This window comes from Nocardia sp. NPDC051570 (assembly GCF_044454005.1).
GTDB lineage: Bacteria > Actinomycetota > Actinomycetes > Mycobacteriales > Mycobacteriaceae > Nocardia.
In genome coordinates this window covers 568,488-587,713 of record NZ_JBITDI010000005.1, presented here as the reverse complement: position 1 = coordinate 587,713, position 19,226 = coordinate 568,488, and the positions used below count along the sequence as shown (strand labels likewise).

21 protein-coding genes and 1 pseudogene are annotated in these 19,226 nt (G+C 65.8%); 14 read left to right on the top strand and 8 right to left on the bottom strand.

The annotated features are described in order from the left end of the window. Nucleotides 1–314: 314 nt before the first annotated feature. From ACIA76_RS16095 to ACIA76_RS16055, 9 genes and pseudogenes are all read left to right on the top strand, one after another. Nucleotides 315–974 (top strand): DUF4232 domain-containing protein, encoded by a 660-nt coding sequence (locus ACIA76_RS16095; protein WP_397152543.1) that lies wholly within the window; start codon nt 315–317, stop codon nt 972–974. Between the two features lie 148 nt (nt 975–1,122). Next, nucleotides 1,123–1,854, top strand: a pseudogene (locus ACIA76_RS16090) (hypothetical protein); the annotation flags it as partial. A 247-nt stretch (nt 1,855–2,101) separates the two neighbouring features. Beyond that, a complete protein-coding gene (locus ACIA76_RS16085; protein WP_397152542.1) occupies nt 2,102–2,455 on the top strand; it encodes a hypothetical protein in 354 nt (117 codons plus the stop codon). Between the two features lie 89 nt (nt 2,456–2,544). Continuing rightward, nucleotides 2,545–2,946 carry a hypothetical protein gene (locus ACIA76_RS16080; protein WP_397152541.1) on the top strand — a complete coding sequence of 134 codons (402 nt, stop codon included), beginning with the start codon at nt 2,545–2,547 and terminating at the stop codon, nt 2,944–2,946. A gap of 95 nt (nt 2,947–3,041) precedes the next feature. Next, nucleotides 3,042–3,833 carry an SAM-dependent methyltransferase gene (locus ACIA76_RS16075; RefSeq protein WP_397152540.1) on the top strand — a complete coding sequence of 264 codons (792 nt, stop codon included), beginning with the start codon at nt 3,042–3,044 and terminating at the stop codon, nt 3,831–3,833. 107 nt (nt 3,834–3,940) lie between these two features. Further along, nucleotides 3,941–4,264 (top strand): hypothetical protein, encoded by a 324-nt coding sequence (locus ACIA76_RS16070; RefSeq protein WP_397152539.1) that lies wholly within the window; start codon nt 3,941–3,943, stop codon nt 4,262–4,264. 232 nt (nt 4,265–4,496) lie between these two features. Next, complete coding sequence (locus tag ACIA76_RS16065; protein ID WP_397152538.1) at nt 4,497–4,700, top strand: hypothetical protein; 204 nt, start codon at nt 4,497–4,499, stop codon at nt 4,698–4,700. Between the two features lie 15 nt (nt 4,701–4,715). Then, entirely contained in the window at nt 4,716–4,922 is a 207-nt protein-coding gene (locus ACIA76_RS16060) for a hypothetical protein (protein WP_397152537.1), read from the top strand. A gap of 113 nt (nt 4,923–5,035) precedes the next feature. Further along, entirely contained in the window at nt 5,036–5,485 is a 450-nt protein-coding gene (locus ACIA76_RS16055; RefSeq protein ID WP_397152536.1) for a helix-turn-helix domain-containing protein, read from the top strand. Between the two features lie 139 nt (nt 5,486–5,624). Here the strand turns inward: ACIA76_RS16055 and ACIA76_RS16050 are convergent, their stop codons facing one another. From ACIA76_RS16050 to ACIA76_RS16040, 3 genes are read right to left on the bottom strand one after another with little or no spacing between them, the layout of a single operon-like run. Further along, nucleotides 5,625–6,608 (bottom strand): adenosine deaminase, encoded by a 984-nt coding sequence (locus tag ACIA76_RS16050; protein ID WP_397152535.1) that lies wholly within the window; start codon nt 6,606–6,608, stop codon nt 5,625–5,627. A gap of 38 nt (nt 6,609–6,646) precedes the next feature. After that, nucleotides 6,647–7,279 carry a hypothetical protein gene (locus ACIA76_RS16045; protein ID WP_397152534.1) on the bottom strand — a complete coding sequence of 211 codons (633 nt, stop codon included), beginning with the start codon at nt 7,277–7,279 and terminating at the stop codon, nt 6,647–6,649. Next, nucleotides 7,237–7,998 carry a hypothetical protein gene (locus ACIA76_RS16040; protein ID WP_397152533.1) on the bottom strand — a complete coding sequence of 254 codons (762 nt, stop codon included), beginning with the start codon at nt 7,996–7,998 and terminating at the stop codon, nt 7,237–7,239. Before ACIA76_RS16040 ends, ACIA76_RS16045 begins: the two co-directional genes overlap by 43 nt. 184 nt (nt 7,999–8,182) lie before the next feature. On the opposite strand from ACIA76_RS16040, the gene ACIA76_RS16035 reads away from it, so the two are divergent. Beyond that, nucleotides 8,183–9,802 carry a cytochrome bc complex cytochrome b subunit gene (locus ACIA76_RS16035; RefSeq protein ID WP_397152532.1) on the top strand — a complete coding sequence of 540 codons (1,620 nt, stop codon included), beginning with the start codon at nt 8,183–8,185 and terminating at the stop codon, nt 9,800–9,802. A 79-nt stretch (nt 9,803–9,881) separates the two neighbouring features. On the opposite strand, the gene ACIA76_RS16030 is transcribed toward ACIA76_RS16035, so the two are convergent. Continuing rightward, a complete protein-coding gene (locus ACIA76_RS16030; protein WP_397152531.1) occupies nt 9,882–10,088 on the bottom strand; it encodes a DUF397 domain-containing protein in 207 nt (68 codons plus the stop codon). A gap of 391 nt (nt 10,089–10,479) precedes the next feature. On the opposite strand from ACIA76_RS16030, the gene ACIA76_RS16025 reads away from it, so the two are divergent. Genes ACIA76_RS16025 through ACIA76_RS16015 form a run of 3 tightly spaced genes read left to right on the top strand, consistent with a single transcriptional unit; the run spans nt 10,480 to nt 12,747 of the window. Next, complete coding sequence (locus tag ACIA76_RS16025; RefSeq protein ID WP_397152530.1) at nt 10,480–10,950, top strand: DUF309 domain-containing protein; 471 nt, start codon at nt 10,480–10,482, stop codon at nt 10,948–10,950. 54 nt (nt 10,951–11,004) lie between these two features. Next, on the top strand, nt 11,005–11,916 hold the full coding sequence (gene gluQRS / locus ACIA76_RS16020) for a tRNA glutamyl-Q(34) synthetase GluQRS (RefSeq protein WP_397152592.1): 912 nt from the start codon (nt 11,005–11,007) through the stop codon (nt 11,914–11,916). A gap of 48 nt (nt 11,917–11,964) precedes the next feature. Then, the gene (locus ACIA76_RS16015) at nt 11,965–12,747 is read left to right on the top strand and encodes an RDD family protein (protein ID WP_397152529.1); all 783 of its coding nucleotides are present in this window, start codon (nt 11,965–11,967) and stop codon (nt 12,745–12,747) included. Nucleotides 12,748–12,810: 63 nt separating this feature from the next. Here ACIA76_RS16015 and ACIA76_RS16010 read toward each other — a convergent pair whose 3' ends face one another. Further along, nucleotides 12,811–13,335 (bottom strand): DUF4190 domain-containing protein, encoded by a 525-nt coding sequence (locus tag ACIA76_RS16010; protein WP_397152528.1) that lies wholly within the window; start codon nt 13,333–13,335, stop codon nt 12,811–12,813. 49 nt (nt 13,336–13,384) lie between these two features. Here ACIA76_RS16010 and ACIA76_RS16005 point away from each other — a divergent pair, with 49 nt between their 5' ends. Next, nucleotides 13,385–14,158: a queuosine precursor transporter gene (locus tag ACIA76_RS16005; protein WP_397152527.1), complete on the top strand. Its 774-nt coding sequence runs from the start codon at nt 13,385–13,387 to the stop codon at nt 14,156–14,158. A gap of 46 nt (nt 14,159–14,204) precedes the next feature. On the opposite strand, the gene tgt is transcribed toward ACIA76_RS16005, so the two are convergent. The 3 genes from tgt to ACIA76_RS15990 are packed head-to-tail and all read right to left on the bottom strand — an operon-like array spanning nt 14,205 to nt 19,182. Next, nucleotides 14,205–15,470 (bottom strand): tRNA guanosine(34) transglycosylase Tgt, encoded by a 1,266-nt coding sequence (tgt, locus tag ACIA76_RS16000; RefSeq protein ID WP_397152526.1) that lies wholly within the window; start codon nt 15,468–15,470, stop codon nt 14,205–14,207. Between the two features lie 32 nt (nt 15,471–15,502). Further along, nucleotides 15,503–17,449 (bottom strand): ABC transporter ATP-binding protein, encoded by a 1,947-nt coding sequence (locus ACIA76_RS15995; protein ID WP_397152525.1) that lies wholly within the window; start codon nt 17,447–17,449, stop codon nt 15,503–15,505. After that, a complete protein-coding gene (locus ACIA76_RS15990; RefSeq protein WP_397152524.1) occupies nt 17,446–19,182 on the bottom strand; it encodes an ABC transporter ATP-binding protein in 1,737 nt (578 codons plus the stop codon). The genes ACIA76_RS15995 and ACIA76_RS15990 overlap by 4 nt, the downstream gene beginning before the upstream one ends. Between the last annotated feature and the right edge of the window lie 44 nt (nt 19,183–19,226).

Sequence of the window (19,226 nt, the reverse complement as noted above, 5' to 3'; positions counted from 1 at the left end):
AGTCGATGCGGTAGGTCTTGCCGCCTTCGGTGATAGTGGACACGGTTTCTCCTGTATACGCGTGCGTACCGCCGGTCTTGCAGGTCTTCGCGATATTCTTGCTTACTCATTCTTGCTTGTTCGGTTCGTATACCGGATAACCACTGATCGGCGCCCCCAAGTACTCCATCCATAGCGAAAACGTGGACGTGATCACGACTCGGCTGTGGAATCCGCTTGCGTGAAGGCACGACAGCAGGCCGTCGACATATCAACTCAGGCAACATCTTCCACACCGCACTGGAGACACGTCTTCGGAGCGGTACGGTGGTGGTGTGCGGAGACGGTCGTTCGAGTGGTTGCTGGTCACCGTCTGTGTGGCGGCGGCCGTTGCCGGTTGCGGGTCGGAGAAGTCGGCGACGCCGTCGGCGGGCGGCGGGCAGGGTTCGGGCGCACCGGCTTCGGTCGGTCCGACGGGCGGAGGCGGTTCGATCCCGGGAACGGCGGTGACGCCGCCCAGCGGTTCACCCTCGGTCCTGCGGCCTGAGGAAAACGTTGTGCCGCAATGCCATACAGCGGATCTGTCGGCGAATATCGGTCAGGAGAGCGCCGCTGCCGGGACGGTAGGGATTCCGATCATCTTCACCAACAACGGATCCGGTCCGTGCATCATCCAAGGATTCCCGGGTGTCTCCTACGCCAACGGTCCCGACAGCGCGCCCGTGGGGGCGCCCGCGGCGCGCGACGGCGCCTCGGGCGGGCCGGTGCAGCTGGTACCCGGTGGGCAGGCGTCGGCGCTGGTGCTCGCGGTCAATGTGCACAACTTTCCGAACGAGCAGTGTGCACCCGTGTCGGTGCCGGGGCTGCGAATCTATCCGCCGGACAACACCGCATCGGTCTACCTCGAACGCACCGGAACTGCCTGTGGTCTCGCACAATCGATCACCTCACAGCTGAAGATCCGCGCGGTGGTGGCGGGTGCCACCGGCCAATGATGTGGAAACCCCAGTAGCGCTGGACATTACGACGAGGTTACAGTTGCGCGTAAACCGCCCATGACGGCGGTGGATACATGAAAATCGAGGCGCACCATCCGGATTCGGTTCAGTTCCGCATCCGGAAGAGCTTCAGCGGAGGGCAGTAATGGTCGATTCGCTTTTCGCGGATGTGTCCGAATTCCAGGTACCGGTGGACAATTCGTACCCGTACCAACTCTTCTCGCTACGATCCAACGACGGCACCTACCAGGACCGCAACTTCGCCCAGAACTACGCCTGGGCTGCCAGCGCCGCGGATTCCGGGCGCATCGCCTGCTTCATCGTCTATCTCTACTGGCGGCCGAACTGGCTCGACACCGTCAACACCCACAAGGCGATGGTCGGACAGGCGGGCGGGCCGCACCCGAAGATGATCTCCATGATCGACGTGGAGTCCGGCGGCAATCCCAGCGGCGATCAGTCCGACGGCATCAACAACGTCTACTGGAACCTGGTCAACTGGCTCGGCTCGACCGCACGAGTCATCGGCTATGCCAACCAATCCGACTTCTCCAGCATGTGGCCTACCCGCCCGGACGGACTCCAGATGATCGGCGCGGGTTATGGCAGCAACCCCAACCTGCCCGGCCAGATCGCCCATCAGTACACCGATGGCAGTGGCTATGGCGCCGGCCTGCCCGAGGGCGCCTCGCCGTTCGGCAACTGCGATATGAACTCCGCCGACGGGTATTCGCCGCAGGACTTCGCCAACGCCACCGGCGTCGGGACCGTCTCGCCTGATCCCGTGGGCGACATGTGGATTCAGTACATGGGCCCCGGCGGCAACGGCTGGCCCCAACTGTCCGGCCGCACCCTGGTGGACGGCGTTGCGACCGTCGGCAAGGCCCTCGGCATCTCCGGCTTCGCGCCCCCGACCGGGCCGACCCAGGTCCCGATGCCCGCCGACTCCAATGGACGCATTCGCGACGAATGGATCCAGATGCGCGGCCTGCAAGGCACCGGCTGGGCCGAACTCGGCGGCCTGTCCCTCGTCGACGCCGTGGCGGCCATCGGCCAGAAACTCAACATCACCGGCTTCGCGCCGCCCACTCCGCCCGCCTGACGGCCACCGATCGGAGCATCGCATGCCCACAGTCCCCAGCGCCAACGGGCGCTTCTTCGTCGTCACCGCCTGCGTAACCCAGGTTCAGGCGGCCGCGACGGCCACCGCGGCCGGCGGCACCCTGGCGGCGCTGACCACGGCCACCGTCGGCCAGGTCCAGTTCCCGATCGACGCGTTCAGCAACGCTCCCCAGTGCACCATGCCGCATTTCGGGACGGTCGCATGGTTCGGCACTTACAACGGCGGCGCCCCCGAACGCTCGGTCTACGCCATCGAACTCACGACCGGACAGATCTACAACATCGCCTCACACCAGGCCGCCAGCTGGACCGCACTCGTCCTCGCCGAATCCCCAAGCGGGACAGCCGGTTCCTGAGGCGGACCTCATTCGGGGTTCACGGGAGCTCCGTGCCGTAATAGCCCGTGGCGCAACGCTTTTCGTGGTGCCATGGAGCGATGGCTCCTATGACTGCCCTACTGATCGTCGGACTCCTCGCGGCGGCTCCGTCTCCAGCGGACCCCGCCGGCGTGCTCTGGCTGCACGACGACAGCTACGTCTCCGGAGGCACGGCGCACGCCTATGTCGATGTGCGGTGCCCGAGCGGACAGCGGCACTGGACACTGACCGTGCGCCTCACCGCGGTCCAGACCGGTCGACCGACCGCCACCGGCTCGACCATCACCTCGGATGTCATCTGCGACGGTGTCGCGCAATGGCATCAGCATCCCGTCGACGTCCTCCCCGATGACGCGCCGTTCTTCGCCGGTCACGATGAGCGCGACGAGGGCGTCGCCGAGCTCCGCGGCCCGGACGGCGCCCTCGTCGCCACGATCACCCGCCGGATGCACTTCTACTCCTGGGACTGACGATCCGCATTTCGGTGTGCGCGGCGGTGGTGATGGTTAGCCTGGACACCTGTGGGGTTCGATGAGGCACGGTCCGAGACAGGGAGGCGGATGTAGTGGGTGTGGAATCCGCGCAGACGCAGCCGCATTCGGCCCGGATGTACGACTACTTCCTGGGCGGCAAGGATAACTACGCCGCCGATCGCCTGGCCGCGGAGGAGGTGCTGAAGGTCTGGCCGACGATCAAGGTCGCGGCCACGGTCAACCGGGCTTTCATGCGCCGGAGCACGCGATTTCTGGCGGACGCGGGGATCCGGCAGTTCCTCGATATCGGGACCGGGATCCCTACCGAGCCGAATCTGCATCAGATCGCCCAGGAGATCACACCGGAGAGCCGGGTGGTCTATGTCGATCACGACCCGATCGTGCTCGCGCATGCGCGCGCCCTGATGACGACCACTCCCGAGGGCGCCACCGCCTATCTGGAGGCCGACGCCACCGATCCGGAGTCGATCCTGGCCTCACCGGAGCTCACCGAGATCCTCGATCTGAGCGAGCCGGTGGGCCTGAGCCTGATCGCGCTGCTGCATTTCATCGAGACCGGCGCGGAGGAGATCGTGCATACGTTTCTCGACGCGCTCGCGCCCGGCTCCTATCTGGTCATATGCGCGGCGACCGCCGACTTCGACCCTGCGCAGATCGCGACCGTCCGGGAGATCTACCGCGCGCGCGGCATCACCGCGCAGGACCGCACGCGCGAGGAGTTCGCGACCCTGTTCCAGGGTCTGGATCTGGTCGATCCCGGGATCGTTCCGCCACATCGGTGGCGGCCCGACGGTATCACCGAGGTCCCGGACTCCTACGATGCCAGCGTCTCCTGTTATGCGGGTGTCGCACGCAAGAAGTGAAGTGCCACTGCGGATTTCCCGTCCGTTATCGCATCGGCCGAGGCGGTGGCAAGCCGAGGAAAGTGGCGTGTGGGCAGGGCGGGTAGTCAGCCAGCATTGTGAAAGCCATGAAGGCCTCGAGAATAGTGACCTGTGCGAGCGCGCTCGTGGCGGCGCCCGTGATCATGTCGGCGATCGCCACCGCAGCCGAACCGCCCAGCGTGGATGTCGCCACCGGTAAGCATTGGATCGTGGTGACCGTCCAGCCGAACAGCGACGATCGCCCCGAATTCTGCCGGGTGGACCCCTACTTCGGCACGCCGCAAACCGTCAGCCTGGCAGTACCGGCCTCGGGCAACCTCTTCCTCGACAATGTTCCGGCGGGACCGCGGCGGATATCGGTCTGGTGCCCGAACGGCGGTGTCACCGAACGCGATGTGGTCGTCGCCTGATGACATGTACCCACGTAGATGCCAGAGTGATCGTTATATACGAAGGTATGCGTTCCACGTATCGGCATGTACTGGCATCGAGGGGAGGCCAGTACCTATCGACCGCGGAAGCGGCAACACCCTGGGGGTGGGTGAGATGGCGAAGACCGGCGCTATCGGATATCTGCGACGCGATGTAGCCGGCTCGCGTCAGCAGTGGGAGGAAATCCAAATCCGCAGCCTGGCAAAATGATTGGGATACGACCTCCGCAAAACCATTGCCTTCGGCGCACATACCGACAAACCGGCCCTTCGATTACGCGCCATCGTGAACTCCCTCGGCGTCGCCGCCGTGATCGTGCCGAGCCTCGCCCATTTCGACGGCGGCGAGGTGCCCCTGCCGCTGCGGGACGCCACCGTGATCGTCGTATCCGATAACAATCCCGTCGAGACGTAGCCGAAGGGAGACATCATGGCCGCCAGCACGATTCCGGCCACCGCCCACCGATACAGCCTGCGCGACGTCGTGGCCGCCTATGGGCCCGACGCCGTATCCACTCGTATCACCGCGCTGCGCGCCGCGGGATGCCATCGGGTCGCACAGGTCATCGAGCGCGAATTCGATCAGCTCGAGCTGTCAGAAAAGGCTGCGGCACAGGCGATCCCCCCGGTTCGCTAGGGCTGCCGGCCGAGCGGGGCAGGTATATGCTGCACGGAAGTGGTGCTCGACCGTCGGACGAACCCGCGGCATACGGTGTTCACTGATGGTCGACCTCGAGGTGAGGCAGGGGTATGTCCGACAGTGCGCATCCGCCGGCGCTGAAAGACCGGTTGCAGCGGTTGTTCGACGACATCCGCCCCGACGGCCGGCACGGCCGCCGCTACACCAACGACGAGGTCGCCGCCGCGATCAAACAGAAGCAGCCCGCCCTCCGGATCAGCGGCACCTATCTCTCGGCGCTGCGCACCGGCAGTAAGACCAGACCGTCGCAGGACGTCCTGACGGCGCTCGCGGAGTTCTTCGGCGTGAAGCCGGGATACTTCGTCGATCCGATCACCGCCGAGCAGACCGATGCCGAGATCGCCCTGGCGCGAACCCTCGCCGATCTGGGTGTCCGGCAGATCGCTTTGCGCGCGGCACGTCTGCAGCCACACCAGCGCGACCTGCTGACCCTGCTCATCGACCAGATGGAGCGCGCATCCGGCACCGACGAGCGCCGAGGGCAACGATATGGGCAGTGAACAAGGGGCGGTGAGAGCCTATGGTGGTGCTCAACGTATGGCACGCACGGTCTTCGAGGGATGACGCGATGAGCCGACGAGCCCAGCGAGCCGGGTCGGCCGGGTCGTCCCCTACCTCGGACGACTCCGGAACTGAGCATCAGAACGGATAGGCCTCGACCTCGGCGAGGTAGCGGTCGCGGGTGGGGGCGTCGAGGAAGGCGGCCTCGAAGGAGTTACGGGCCAGGGTGCGCAGCTGATCCGCGGTGAGCCCCAACGCCTTTCGGATGCCCTCGAGATTCTCCTCGACATAGCCGCCGAAGTAGGCCGGATCGTCGGAGTTGACCGTGGCGAGCAGGCCGAGGTCGAGCATGCGCAGCAGGGGATGGTCGGTCAACCGATCGACCACGCGCAGACGGACATTGGAGAACGGGCAGACGGTGAGCGGAATGCGTTCGCGCACAAGGCGTTCGACCAGCGCCGGATCCTCCAGCACGCGGATGCCGTGATCGATGCGCTCGACGCTCAGCACGTCCAGCGCCTCGGCGATGTAGGCGGGCGGGCCCTCCTCCCCGGCGTGGGCGACCGCGCGCAGGCCCAGTTCGCGGGCACGCCGGTAGACCGCCTCGAACTTCGCCGGGGGATGGCCGACCTCGGCGGAATCGAGTCCGACCGCGACGATCCGGTCGAGATAGGGTTCGGCCGCAGTGAGGGTCTCGAGCGCGGCCTCGGCGGGCAGATCGCGCAGGAAGCACAGGATGAGCGAGGTGGTGATGCCATAGCGTTCCGCGCTGTCGTGCAGAGCCTTCCACAGCCCGTCGATCACGGTCGCGAACGGCACGCCGCGCGAGGTGTGCGCCTGGGGATCGAAGAAGATCTCCGCATGCCGGACCCCCTCGTCCCGAGCCCGGCGCAGATATGCCTCGGCCAGATCGCTGAAGTCCGCTTCGGTGCGCAGTACATCGGTCAGGCGGTAGTACAGGTCCAGGAAGGACTGCAGATCCTCGAACCGATACGCATGCCGCAGCTCCTCCACCGAGGCGAACGGCAGTTCCGCGCCGTTCCGCTCGGCCAGCGCGAACGCCAGCTCCGGCTCCAGGGTGCCTTCGATGTGCAGATGCAGTTCGGCCTTCGGTACTGGCATCGGGGGATCCTATCCTCCGGCCCCGCGGCGCGGCCGAGCTAGTCGCGCAGCACCGCCACGACCTCGGTGAGCGCGGCGTCGAGCAGGGCGGCGTACCGATCGAGATCGGGCAGCACGGCCGGATCGGCGTGTATCGAGACCGTGATCACCTCACCGAGGCCGTGCACGCCGTGGGTCAGATGCATGACCGCGCCGAGTGCGGGGAATCCGGCGGCGAAGCGGACCCGGCCGTCCGCGAGGGTGAGATCGGCGGGCCCGCGGTCGACGCTGGAGACGACCGTATGCACGGTGAGGGCCGAGGGGACGTGGTCCAGGCGAAAGGTCGATACGTCGCGGCGCAGCACCGGAGCCGGAATGACGAGACCGACCCGATCCTGCGCCGCCAGCAGCGGATGTCGCGCGCGGTCGCGGCGGGCGGCAAGGGTCGCGGCGATGCGGTCGGCGCGGCGGCGGTGATCCGGTTCACCGGTATGCAGTTCGACCGCCGCGTCGCGATAGTTGTTGCGTACCTTGCCTTCCGGCCCCGGCTGGGCCATCGGAACCTGTGCCGCGAGATCGTTTCTCGGCTCGCCACGGGACTCGAGATAGCGCGCGAGCGCGGCGCCGATCGCGGTGAGCACCACCACGGTCACCGTGCGACCCGGTATCCGCAGATCACCACGGACCAGCATCCGAACCGCATGCGATCGCGGCTCGGGCCCGTGATTGAGCAGTGTCGGCGGCGTTTCGGGAGCGGGCGGCGCAACCTCTCCGCGAGCGGTGCGGCCGCGAGTTCCCGTCGCGCTCGATCGGCGGCGAGACCGCGGATCATTGTGCGGCCGAGGGCGATAGGCATCCCGAAGAACGAAACAAGCTCTGCGGCAGCGTCTTTCAAGGTATGCGTGCCGGTGGGGAATGCGGTCGACCGGGCAGCATCGTCCGGAGGGAGTTCGGCGGCGAACAGGGACCGCGTGATGGCCGTGGCGCGCCGGCCGTCGGCCAGCGCATGCGACAGTTGCAGCACCGCGATGACGGCGGGACCGTCACCCGCCGGCGCATCGCGGACGGCGCGATACAGATGCAGCCGCCAGGCCCGTTCCTCGGCACGCAGCCGCTCGTCGACCACGTCGCCCAGTGCCGCAACCACATTCGACCAGTGCGAATCCGGCAGCTCATGTTCCACGATCTGCTCGTCGTCGACGGCGCCGGGCGCCCAGACGGGATAGGCGAATCGACGCTCGCGCACCCGCAGTCCCAGATCGGGAATCCGCGCGGCGCGGTGAGCCAGCAGCGCACGCAGATCCCGAGTCGATCGGCCGGTCTCATCGAAGCCGTAGAGCAGGAACTGATCATTGCCCGTGCGGCGGGACAACCAGTATGTGGTCGCATCCTGCGGACTCAGTGCGGGCACGCGACGACCCTATCCGGCAGCGCCCGGCAACTACAAGGCTAACTCTGATCACGAAGGGGGACAAGGATTTACGGGGTCCCGATCGCAGGAGGGGAAGTCGCCGATTCCCTCGATCGACGGCGCCGGAAATGCTACCGTCTGTAGTAGCAGATCAACCGATCACTATTGGTTGGGGGTGACTGCCATGGCAGTCGGAGACAATGTCCTCGGCCGCAGGATCGCGGAGCAGGCCGATGCGGCCGACTCGCGCTACCAGGCGGCGGCCTTCGTCAAGAGATCCATCAACAAGGTGTTCCCGACGCACTGGTCTTTCCTGCTCGGCGAGATCGCGCTGTACGCCTTCATCATCCTGATCCTGTCGGGCATCTATCTGACCCTGTTCTTCGACCCCTCCATGACCGAGGTGGTCTACAACGGCACCTATCAACCGCTGCGCGGCGTCACCATGTCCCGCGCCTACGAATCGGCGCTCGAGATCACCTTCGACGTGCGCGGCGGCCTGTTCATCCGGCAGGTACACCATTGGGCCGCACTGCTTTTCGCCGCATCGATGATCATCCACCTGTGCCGGGTCTTCTTCACCGGCGCCTTCCGACGGCCGCGCGAGGCGAACTGGGTGATGGGCGCGATCGTGTTGATCATCGCGATGTTCGAGGGCTTCTTCGGCTATTCACTGCCCGACGATCTGCTCTCGGGTACCGGCCTGCGGGCGGCGTTCTCCGGAATCTCGTTGGGCATGCCGGTGATCGGCACCTGGCTGCACTGGCTGATGTTCGGCGGCGACTTCCCGGGCACCATCATCATCCCCCGGCTCTATATCGCGCATGTGCTGCTGTTCCCCGGCATCATGCTGGCCCTGATCGGCGCGCACGTCGCGCTGGTCTGGTATCAGAAGCACACGCAGTTCCCCGGTCCGGCGCGCAGCGAGCGCAATGTGATCGGCGATCGGATCGTGCCGGTGTTCGCGATCGATCAGGGCGCGTTCTTCATGTTCACCCTGGGCGTGGTGGCGCTCATGGGCGGTGTGCTGCAGATCAACCCGATCTGGAATCTGGGGCCCTACAACCCCTCTCAGGTCTCGGCCGGCACCCAGCCCGACTTCTATCTGATGTGGACCGACGGCTGGCTGCGACTGTTCCCGGCCTGGGAGGGATACATCTTCGGGCATACGATTCCCGGCGCGGTCTCGGCCGGGGTCATGATGCCGATCATCTTCGGCGTGCTGATCGGCTATCCGTGGATCGAGAAGCGGCTCACCAAGGACTACGTACACCACAATCTGCTGCAGCGGCCGCGCGATGTGCCGGTGCGAACGGCCGTGGGCGCCATGGCCTTGACGTTCTATATCGTGCTGACCCTGGCCTGCGTCAACGACATCATCGCGTTCAAGTTCGACATCTCGCTCAACGCCACCACCTGGGCGTTCCGCTTCGGACTGCTGCTCGGGCCGCCGCTGGCCTATATGGCGGCCTACCGATTGTGCGTCGCGCTGCAGCGCAGCGATCGCGCGGTGCTCGAACACGGCATCGAAACGGGCATTATCCGTCGGCTGCCGCACGGTGAGTACATCGAGATCCATCAGCCGCTCGGCCCGGTCGATGCGCACGGCCATCCGATTCCGTTGGAATATCAGGGCGCTGCGGTGCCGAAGAAGATGAACAGACTGGGCCTTTCGGGCAAACCGGGCAGCGGCAGTTTCTTCCGGGCCGATCCGGCCGAGGAGATGCGCCGGCTGCGGGCCACGGAACATGACCATGAGCAGCAGCAGCTGACCGCGCTGCGCGACTATCAGGAAAACCGTTGAGTGAGTGTGTCGCAGAACTGCGAAGGCCCCGAGCCGCTTCCAGACCCGGGGCCAGTTTTGCCCGGCTACAACCGACCCGTCAGGCCCGCCGGAACTCCCCCTCGGTCACGCCCGTGACGAATACATCCCATTCGCCCGGAGTGAATGCCAACACCGGACCAGCACCGCGGTCCTTGGTGTCGCGCACGCCGACATTGCCGTCCACGAGAAACGCCACCTCTACGCAGTTTCCGTCGGGACCGCTATGTCTACTTTTACGCCACTGGGCATCACTGTAATCAACCATCACGGCACTAGCTCCTTTGCTGCGTCGAGAACGAATAATCCTGGCATCGTTCGTACTGGCAACGGGATTCTGTGGCACTCATCGAATCCCACCATGCGCCTGAGGTTCCGGCGCACTGTGCATTCGCTGTGCACGTCCACTTAGTGCACCTTTGGGGGTTTGCCCCCGATGTGCACCCTAGCAGGTTTTCGCAATGTGGCGCTGTTCTGTTTTCGTCTTCAATCATGCGAATCACATGAGTACCGAATCGGACAACCGTTTGCGGAAGTATTGCTACCAACAAGTATCAATGGCTTCACAATCGTTGAATTCGCTAACATTACGCACGGCCGTATGGCCGTCGCGGACAAGTTATTTCATGCATCGCCGCCGGGCGTGGATGATGGATTACGTGGTCGAACGCGATCGAGACGAAGTTGGACGCGCCCGGAATGCCCGCCCTCGGGACCGATTGGGTCGCCCGCTGCCGCCGGGCAGTGTGGGCGTGGAACGGATTCCGGACGATCTGGACCTCCCACCGGAGCAGACGCTGGCCTTTGCGCAGCGACTGCTCGACGACGGATGCGCCTTCCATGCCCACGAGGTCCTCGAGGCGGCATGGAAGAACGGGCCGTTCGCCGAGCGAATGCTGTGGCAGGGTCTGGCCCAGTACGCGGTCGGGCTCACCCACATTCAGCGCGGTAATCCGAAGGGTGCGCGCACGCTGCTGGACCGTGCCGTCGGTCGGTTGCGGACCGCGAGCCCAATTCCCTATGGCATCGACGGCCCTGGTCTGGTGGCCCTCGCCGAGGGACTGCTGGCCGATCTGGACGCCGGACGCGCGATCGGCGAGGATCGGCTCCGTCCGCGTCTACGGGGCTAGACAGACCGATCGGTAGCATGGGCTGATGTGTCCCGCGACGTTGCTCAGCCGCCGATGATCGGCGCGGGCCGCTTCGCGCCCAGCCCCTCGGGCGATCTGCATCTGGGCAATCTGCGTACCGCGCTGCTGGCGTGGCTGTTCGCCCGCACGACGGGACGTGCCTTCGCGCTGCGCGTCGAGGATCTCGATCGCGTCCGCCCCGGCGCCGCCGAGCGGCAGCTGGCCGATCTGGCCGCGCTCGGCCTCGACTGGGACGGGCCGGTGACCTGGCAGTCGCATCGCGTCGACCGGCATCACGCCGCCATCGATCGGCTGACCGAGGCCGGGCTGACCTACGAATGTTATTGCACCCGAAGGGAAATCCAGCAGTCCGCGACCGCACCGCACGGACCGATGGGCGCCTACCCCGGCGCCTGCCGCGATCTGACCGATGCCGAGCGGGCCGTCCGCCGTGCCGAAGGGCGTCCCGCCGCGCTCCGATTACGTTCGGGGATAAACGAATTCGAGATCGCCGATGAATTGCACGGCCGATATCGCGGCCTGGTGGACGATTTCGTATTGCGCCGCGGCGACGGGACGCCCGCCTACAATCTCGCGGTCGTCGTCGATGATGCCGAACAGGGCATCGACCAGGTGGTCCGGGGCGATGATCTGTTGCCCTCCACCCCGCGTCAGGCGTATCTGGCTGCGCTGCTGGGATTTTCGGCGCCGCGATATGTCCACGTACCACTGGTGCTCAATCACGCGGGTAAGCGATTGGCCAAGCGCGACGGCGCGGTCACCCTCGCCGATCGGCTGGCCCTCGGCGAAACACCTGGACAGATCGTCGCGTTGCTCGCCGACTCGCTCGGCTACCGCGCGCACTCCCCCGCCGAACTGCTCGAGGTATTCCGCCCGGAATCGTTACCCGGGCAACCGTGGACATTCGAACCCCTTGGCGTGGTGCAATACAGCGGAAATCCGTAACGTACGCAGTCGACGCCGAACCTACGACCATTTCACGAGGGACTTTAGATGACCAGTGGTGGGTACGACCCCAACCAGCAGTATCCGCAGGGCGGGCAGCCGTACGGCCAGCCGTACCCGCAGTCCGGGCAGCCGCCGTACGGCGGTCAGCAACAGTACGGCCAGCAGCAGCCGTATGGTCAGCAGCCGTACCCCGGCGGCGGCCAGCCGCCCTACGGCCAGCCGAATCCCGCGGGCGGACAGTACGGTCAGCCGGACGGCCAGGGCTACGGGCAGCAGCCGTACGGTCAGCAGCAACCCTACGGACAGCAGGACGCCTACGGGCAGCAGCCGTTCGGCGGTCAGCAGCCGTATCCCGGCGGACAGAACTACGGCCAGCCGCCCTTCGGGCAGCCGGGTGGCCAGCCGGGCGTCATCCCCGGTGACCTGGGCATGCGTTTTCTGGCTCGCCTGATCGACCTGTTGCTCGTGACCGTGCCGATCGGGATCGTCTTCTTCTTCCTCGGCCGCGGGACCGGCATGCAGATCGTCGAGGGCATCGTCGCGACCATCGCGACGCTGGCCTACTTCGTGCTCATGGAGAGCTCGCAGGGCGCCACCTTCGGCAAGAAGTGGCTCGGGATGCGGGTGGTGGCCCCGAACGGCGGCAATGTCGACCAGGCCACCTCGCTCAAGCGCAACCTGTGGCTCGCGGCGCAGATCGTGCCGTGCCTGGGCACCCTGGTGTCGCTGGGTCTTGCCATCTACATCGCCGTGACGATCTCGCAGGATCCGAAGGGGCAGGGCTGGCATGACAAGTTCGCCGGCGGCACCCAGGTCGTCAAGAACTGATCGCTGGATCCGAAACGCAAGGGGCGCACTCGATTTCGAGTGCGCCCCTGGTCGTATGCGGTATCAGAAGCTGCCGGTGCCGTCGTAGGCGAACAGGAAGACGAACCACAGCACGGCCAGCACGATCGCGACACCGCTGACCCAGATGCCCGCCAGTGCCAGGCCGCGACCCTCCTGACCGGTCCGCTTGATCTGGCTCAGCGCGATCGGGCCCATGATGAGGCCGACGACGAAACCCAGTCCACAGGTGAAGAATCCGACCACCGCGGCGATCAGCGAGCCGATGGCCATGCCGTTGGTGCCCCGCTGCTGCTGGGGATAGCCGTACGGTTGATAGCCCGGCGCCATGGGATAGCCGTAGGTGGGCTGACCGTACGGGGCGACCGGCGGCTGTGGATAACCCGGATACTGCTGTTGCTGCTGCGGCGGCGGGGTCGGCGGTTGGGCCTGATAGTGCGGTGCGGACGAGTAACCGGGCGATGGTGCGGCCGGCGCCGGTGGGACCGAAGCGTGGCCGCCGGACCCCGACGACACACCCTCGCCACCGTACTGCTTCCACCATTCGTCGGAATCGCCGGGATTCGTCATCCTGACAGCCTATTCGACAGCGGGCGGCTGCCGGTATCGTCCAGACCTCGTGAGTGACACCAAGCAATCCCCCGGCGTCGAGGACTCTGGACGCCCCGCGGCCGAACACGCAGCATTCGCACGGGCCGCGGGGGGACCGTTCACCCTGATCGTGACGTTGTTCACGGCCACCCTGATGATCTCCAATATCTGCGCGACCAAGGGCGTGCAGTTCTTCCGCGGCGAACATCTGTCGCTGGGACCGATCGAGATCCTGCCGGTCACGACCGACGCCGCCTTCTTCCTGTTCCCGCTCGCCTACGTCATCGGCGATGTGCTGAGCGAGGTCTACGGTTTCCGTGCCGCCCGGCGCACGATCTACTACGGCTTCGGCATGCTCGGGCTGATGGTGGTCTGTTTCTGGATCGCCATCGGATTGCCCGCGGCCGACTTCTACGGCAATCAGGACGCCTTCCGCACGGTCGTCGGCACCACGCCGCAGCTGGTAGCGGCCGGGCTGGCGGGCTATGTGATCGGCCAGTTCCTGAACTCGATGACCCTGATGCTCATCAAGGAGCGCACCAAGGAGAAGCATCTGTGGGCGCGGCTGCTCGGCTCGACCGTCGCCGGTGAATTCGGTGACACGCTGGTGTTCTGCTCGATCGCGGCGACGGCCATCGGAATCAACACCTGGGGCGCGTACTTCAACTACGTGATCGTGGGCTTCGTCTGGAAGACCGGCGTCGAGGTGTTCATCCTCCCGATCAGTTATCGGGCCATCGCCTACTTGAAGAAGCGCGAAACCAGTTACGCGCCTTTGGACAAGCCTGCCCTCTACTCTTAGGCTCCCTCGGTCCCCGGTGCTCTACGCTCCCTCGGTCCCCTGTGCTCTACGCTCCCTCGGTCCCCGGCCTGCTCTTGGCCGGGGCCTTACTCCACCGACCGAGGAAGTCGGCCTTGAAGTCGTCGAAGCGGCCGTCATCGATGCTGGTGCGGATATCGTCGACCAGTCGCACCGTGAACCGCTCGTTGTGAATGGTGCACAGGGTGGAGGCGAGCATCTCCTTGGCCTTGAACAGGTGGTGGATATAGGCGCGGGTGTAATGCGCGCAGGTATAGCAGTCGCAGGTCTCGTCGATGGGAGTGAAGTCGCGGCGAAAACGACTGGTGTTGATGTTGAATCGGCCCTCGGCGACATAGATCGCGGCATTGCGCGCGACTCGCGAGGGATTCACGCAGTCGAAGGTGTCCGCACCGTTCTCCACGGCGACGAACAGATCCTCGGGTTCACTGATGCCCAGCAGGTGACGCGGCTTGTCCTCGGGCAGTTCGGCACAGCACCAGCCGACGATCGTGCCCAGATTGTGCTTCTCGAGCGCGCCGCCGATGCCGTAGCCGTCGAATCCCGTTCCGCCGCTGCCCCGCATCGCCTCGAGATCGCGACAGGCCTTGCGGCGCAGATCCTCGTACTGCGCGCCCTGGATCACCGCGAACAGCGCCTGATACGGGCGATGCGTGCGCTCGGCGGTGAGACGCTCGTGCTCATCGATGCAGCGCTGCGCCCATTCATACGTACGCTGCAGCGATTTCTCCTGGTAGCCACGGGTATTGAGCAGCGTGGTCAGCTCGTCGAAGGCGAACATCACATCGGCGCCGAGCCGATGCTGGATGCCCATCGAAACCTCGGGTGTGAAGCGATGTTCGGAGCCGTCCAGATGGGAGCGGAAGGTCACCCCGTCGTCGTCGACCTTGGCGAGGCGCTCCTTACCCTTGGCGATCACATCGTCGTTCTGTACCCCCACGGCCTCCATGGCCAGCACCTTCTTGAAGCCCACGCCCAGCGACATGACCTGGAAGCCGCCGCTGTCGGTGAACGTCGGCCCGGACCAGTTCATGAACCTGCCCAGCCCGCCGGCCTCGTCGACGATATCCGAACCCGGCTGCAGGTACAGGTGATAGGCATTGGCCAGCAGCGCCTGCGAGCCCAGCTCCTTCATGGTCTCCGGCAGCACGGCCTTGACCGTGGCTTTGGTGCCGACGGGGATGAAGGCGGGGGTCTGGATATCCCCGTGCGGGGTGGAGATCAGGCCGGTTCGGCCGTGCCGTCCGTCGAGACGGGAGTTGACCTTGAACGAGAACGACGAGGGATCGGACACCCAGCAATAGTGCCGCAGGGCGCGGGGGCTGATTACACCGCGTCGACCGGTTCCTCATCGATCAGGTCCTGGTCGACCGCCGCGCCCGCGAATTGGGCGTTGTAGAGGCGGTGATAGGCGCCACGCCGGGCGAGCAGCCGGTCATGGTCGCCGGTCTCCACGATGCGGCCCGCCTCCATGACCACGATCAGATCGGCGTCGCGGATGGTCGAGAGCCGGTGGGCGATCACGAAACTCGTGCGGTCGCGGCGCAGGGCGGCCATCGCATGTTGGACCAGCAGTTCGGTGCGGGTGTCGACCGAGCTGGTCGCCTCGTCGAGGATCAGGATCGACGGCCTGGCCAGGAACGCCCGGGCGATGGTGATGAGCTGCTTCTCACCGGCGCTGACACCCCCGCCCTCCTCATCGATGACCGTGTCGTAGCCGTGCGGCAGCGCGTGTACGAAGCGGTCCACATAGGCGGCCCGGGCGGCGTCGAGGATCTCCTCCTCGCTCGCATCCGGATCGCCGTAGGCGATGTTGTCGCGGATCGTGCCGCTGAACAGCCAGGTGTCCTGCAACACCATGCCGATATGCGAGCGCAGGCGGTTGCGGGTGATACCGGTGATGTCGACGCCGTCGATGCTGATGGTCCCGGAATCGAGTTCGTAGAACCGTTCCAGCAGATTCACCAGCGTGGTCTTGCCCGCGCCGGTCGGGCCGACGACGGCCACCACACTCCCGGGCTCGGCGACCAGCGACAGCTCCTCGATCACCGGCGTATCCGGCTCGTACCGGAACGACACCGCGTCGAACTCCACCCGGCCCCGCTCGAGCGACCGCGCATCCTCGATCTTCGGATCGGGCACCTGTTCCTCGGCGTCGAGGATCTCGAAGATCCGCTCGGCCGAGGCCACCCCCGACTGCAGCAGATTGATCATCGATCCGATCTGCGTGAGCGGCTGGGTGAATTGGCGCGAGTACTGGATGAACGCCTGCACCTCGCCCAGCGACAGACTTCCCGAGGCCACCCGCAGCCCACCCACGACGGCGACCAGTACATAGTTCAGATTCCCCACGAACATGATCACCGGCATGATCAATCCGGAGATGAACTGGGCGCGGAAGCTCGACTCGTAGAGCTGCCCGTTGCGCTCGTCGAACTCCTGACCCACCTCACGGTTCCGGCCGAACGCGGTGATCACCTCGTGGCCGGTATAGGCCTCCTCCACCTGGGCGTTCACCAGTCCGGTGTACTTCCACTGCGCCACGAAATGCGGTTTGGAGCGCTTGGCGATCTGCGCGGTCGCGATCACCACCACCGGAACCGTCAGCAGCGCGATGATCGCCAGCAGCCAGGAGATCCAGAACATCATGACCAGGATGCCGACCACGGTCAGCACCTGAACGACCAGCTGACTCACGGTCTGCTGCAGGCTCTGTGCCACATTGTCGACGTCGTTGGTCACCCGCGACAGCACATCGCCGCGCGGGGTCGAGTCGAAGTAGCGCAGCGGCAGCCGATGGATCTTGTCCTCGATATCGGCGCGCAGCCGCCGCACCGACCGGTTGATGACCGAGATCAGCAGATAGGCCTGCAACCAGCTGAACAGCGCCGAGATCAGATACAGCGCGAGTACGAGCATCAGCACGCGGCCGACCGCCGAGAAGTCCACGCCCACACCGGGAACGACGTGCATACCGCCCAGCATCTCCGCGAGCCGGTCCTGCCCCTGCGCCCGCAGACCGGCGATCGCCTGATCCTTGGTCATCCCCGCGGGCAGCTGCTTGCCGACGACACCGTCGAAGATCAGGTTGGTGGCCTTGCCGAGCAGCTGCGGTCCCAGCACCGTCAGCACCACCGAGATCGCGGCGAGCACGAAAATCGCTGCCAGCGAGGCCTTTTCGGGTGCAAGCCGCCGCAGCAGCCGCTTCAGCGACGGGCCGAACGACCTGGCCCGGATACCCGGTGCGCCCGGATTCGGTGCGCCGGGCCTCATCGGGCCGCCTCTTCCGGGCTGAACTGCGATTCCACGATCTCGCGATACTCCGCGCACTCGAGCAGCAGCCGGTCGTGAGTGCCCAGGCCGACCATCGCGCCGTCCTCGAGCACCACGATCTGATCGGCGTCGCGAATCGTCGAAATCCGTTGCGCGACAGTGATAACCGACGCATCGACGGTTTCCGGCCGCAGGGCCTCGCGCACGCGCGCGTCGGTGGCGACGTCGAGCGCGGAGAAGCAGTCGTCGAACAGGTAGATCTTCGGGCGGCGCACCAGCGCCCGCGCGATCGCCAGTCGCTGGCGCTGACCACCCGACACCGTCGTACCCCCTTGTGCCACTTCGGTATCCAGACCATTCGGCATATCGCGGACGAAGTCGGCGGCCTGTGCGATCTCCAGGGCGTGCCAGAGCTGTTCGTCGGAGGCATCCGGATTGCCGTAGCGCAGATTGGAGGCGACCGTGCCGGAGAACAGATACGCCCGCTGCGGCACCAGGCCGATCTGCGAGCGCAACAGATCCGGGTCGAGCTGCCGGACATCGGTGCCGCCCACGGAGATCGCGCCGGCGGTGACGTCGATCAGCCGCGGAATCAGGTTGAGCAGCGTGGTCTTACCGGAACCGGTCGAACCGACGACGGCGGTCGTCGTACCCGCTTCGGCACGGAAACTGATATCCCGCAGCACCGGTTTCTCCGCACCGGGGAACTTGAATTCGGCGAAGGCCACATCCACCGACCCCGGATCGGTCGTGAACGGCTGCGGCGACGACGGTGGCGTGACCGAGGATTCGGTGTCGAGCACCTCGCCGATGCGCTCGGCCGACACCGCCGCGCGCGGTGCCAGGATGGCCAGGAAGGTGGCCATCATGACGGCCGTCAGGATCTGCAGGATGTAGGTCAGCAGCGCGGTCAGCGAACCGATCTGCATACGGCCCGCGTCGATGGCATGCCCGCCGAACCAGATCACCGCGAGCGTGGTGAGGTTGCTGATGAGCATCAGTGTCGGCAACATCAGCGCGGACAACCGGCCGACGTACAGCGATGCGGCGGTCAGCTCGGCATTGGCGTCGCCGAAGCGCGCGATCTCCTGCCGCTCCCGCACGAATGCCCGAACCACCCGGATACCGGTGATCTGTTCGCGCAGCACGCGATTGACCACATCGATGCGGCCCTGCATGCGCCGGAAGCCGGGCACCATCCGCGCGATGATCAGGCCCATGGTCAGACCCAGCACCGGCACCGCGATCAGCAGGATCCAGGACAGCCCGGCATCCTGGCGCAGCGCCATGATGATGCCGCCGACGCACATGATCGGGGCCATCACCAGGATGGTCACGCTCATCACCACCAGCAGCTGCACCTGCTGAACATCGTTGGTATTGCGGGTGATCAGCGAGGGCGCGCCGAAGATGCCGACCTCACGAGCGGAGAAGGTGCCGACCCGATGCAGCAGCGCCGCACGGAGATCACGCCCCGCGCCCATGGCCGCCTGTGCGCCGAAGTAGACCGATACCGACGAGGCGAGTATCTGTACACCCGACACCAGCAGCATCCAGCCGCCGGTGGACCAGATGTACCCGATATCGCCCTTGGTGACCCCGTTATCGATGATGTCGGCGTTCAGGCTCGGCAGATACAGCATCGCGATGACCGAGATCAGCTGCAGCACAACGACGCCCGCCAGCTGAGTGCGATAGGGGGCGAGATAGGTGCGCAGCAGTCCGATCAGCATATGCGTGCAGGCTACCGGCAAACTGTGACCTACGCCGCCAAGTG